Origin of the sequence: Arthrobacter sp. SO3 (assembly GCF_020532825.1) — a bacterium.
Classification (GTDB): Bacteria; Actinomycetota; Actinomycetes; order Actinomycetales; family Micrococcaceae; genus Arthrobacter.
This window is the reverse complement of record NZ_MQTS01000110.1, coordinates 1-2,138: the sequence shown is the minus strand read 5'-3', so window position 1 is coordinate 2,138 and position 2,138 is coordinate 1. Positions and strand designations below refer to the sequence as shown.

Here is a 2,138-nt window from a genome sequence, read left to right as displayed (position 1 = left end):
ATTTCATTGGGGCCACGCGAGCAGGGATCCCTGGCCGTGGGGCCCCGCCGGCGAGGGACCCGGCCTGAGCTTGCGAAGGCTGGGAGCCGGCGGGGACTTGCGAGGTTAGGGGGCTCGTGGGGATCGAGTGCTCCGTAAGCGCCCTTTTGGTGGCTCAAAACGGCAGTTACGGAGCACTCAATGTGGGGTTGGGGCCGTGGTTAGCGGGTTTCTTGCATGGGGATGCGGACGCCGCGTTCTTTGGCGACTTCGACGGCGCGGTGGTAGCCGGCGTCGACGTGGCGGATGACACCCATGCCGGGGTCGTTGGTGAGCAGGCGCTCGAGTTTCTGCGCGGCAAGGTCGGTGCCGTCCGCGACCGAAACCTGGCCGGCATGGATGGAGCGGCCGATGCCGACGCCGCCGCCGTGGTGGATGGATACCCAGGTAGCGCCCGAGGCGGTGTTGAGCAGGGCGTTGAGCAGCGGCCAGTCAGCCACGGCGTCCGAGCCGTCGGCCATGGCCTCGGTCTCGCGGTAGGGCGAGGCGACGGAGCCGGAGTCGAGGTGGTCGCGGCCGATCACGATGGGCGCCCTGACCTTGCCGTCCCTGACCAGCTGGTTGAACAGCAGCCCGGCCTTGGCGCGGTCGCCGTAGCCCAGCCAGCAGATCCGGGCCGGCAGGCCCTCGAACTCGACCCGATCGGCGGCGGCGTTGATCCAGCGGTGCAGGTGCTTGTTGTCGGGGAAAAGTTCCTTGATGGCCTTGTCCGTGACGGCGATGTCCTCCGGGTCGCCGGAAAGCGCCACCCAGCGGAACGGGCCGAGGCCCTCGCAGAACAACGGGCGGATGTACGCCGGGACGAAGCCGGGGAATTCGAAGGCGCGGTTGTAGCCGCCCTTGCGGGCCTCGTCGCGGATGGAGTTGCCGTAGTCGAACACCTCTGCGCCGGCGTCCTGGAACTCGACCATGGCCGCCACGTGCTTGGCCATCGAGGCCTGGGCCTTCTTGGTGAAGCCCTCCGGGTCGGCGGCGGCCTCGCGGTGCCATTCCGCCACGGTGATGCCCTCGGGGAGGTAGCTCAGCGGATCGTGCGCGGAGGTCTGGTCCGTGACGATGTCGACGGTGAGCTCGCCGGCGTTGTGGCGGCGCAGGATCTCGGGGAAGACCTCCGCAGCGTTGCCGACGTAGCCCACGGACCAGCCGCGGCGTTCTTCCTTGGCCTTCATGACCTTGGCGATGGCAGCGTCGAGGTCGATCTCGACCTCGTCGAGGTAGCGCTTGCCGAGGCGGCGGCGCAGGTGGCTTTCATCGACGTCGACGATCAGGCAGGCGCCGTCGTTGAGGGTGACGGCGAGCGGCTGGGCGCCGCCCATGCCGCCGCAGCCGCCGGTGAGGGTCAGGGTGCCGGCGAGGGTGCCGTCCTCGTCCCCGGTGAGTTTGCGGGCGATCGCGGCGAAGGTCTCGAAGGTGCCCTGCAGGATGCCCTGGGTGCCGATGTAAATCCAGGATCCGGCGGTCATCTGCCCGTACATCATCAGGCCCTCGGCCTCGAGCCGGCGGAATTCGGGCCAGTTGGCCCAGTCGCCGACGAGGTTGGAGTTGGCCAGCAGCACTCGCGGCGCCCATTCGTTGGTGCGGAACACGCCGACCGGCTTGCCCGACTGGACCAGCAGGGTCTCATCCTTTTCCAGGGTCTCGAGGGTGCGGGTGATCGCGTCGAACGCGGCCCAGGACCGGACGGCGCGGCCGGTGCCGCCGTAGACGACGAGGTCATCGGGGCGTTCGGCAACCTCGGGGTCGAGGTTGTTCATGAGCATGCGCAGCGGTGCTTCCGTCTGCCAGCTCTTGGCGGTGAGCTTGGTGCCGCGGGCTGCTTTGACCGGGCGGGCACCGGTGGTGAAATCGGCGGGTGCCATGAGGGGCTCCTTCGTGTACTGGTTGGTCAAGCTTGGGCTTGAGGGAATTGAGGTCCTGTATCAACTAAAGCCTGTCGGCAGCCCCGGAAACAGAGCCGGCGGGCGGGTGCTGTCCGGGATTCCAGACGCGCCCGCAGCCTCCCCTTCCCCACGTTGCGCTATCACTTCCGGTTGCTAAAACGTGCCGGTGGGCACCACAAGTGATAGCGCAACCAGGGGGACGCAGGGGGTGGTTGGGGC

General features: G+C 68.3%; 1 protein-coding gene. It reads right to left on the bottom strand.

Translation table 11 applies throughout. The annotated features are described in order from the left end of the window. Window positions 1-200: 200 nt before the first annotated feature. Window positions 201-1,898: a urocanate hydratase gene (gene hutU, locus BJQ90_RS11445; protein WP_226760381.1), complete on the bottom strand. Its 1,698-nt coding sequence runs from the start codon at window positions 1,896-1,898 to the stop codon at window positions 201-203. Window positions 1,899-2,138 lie beyond the last annotated feature (240 nt).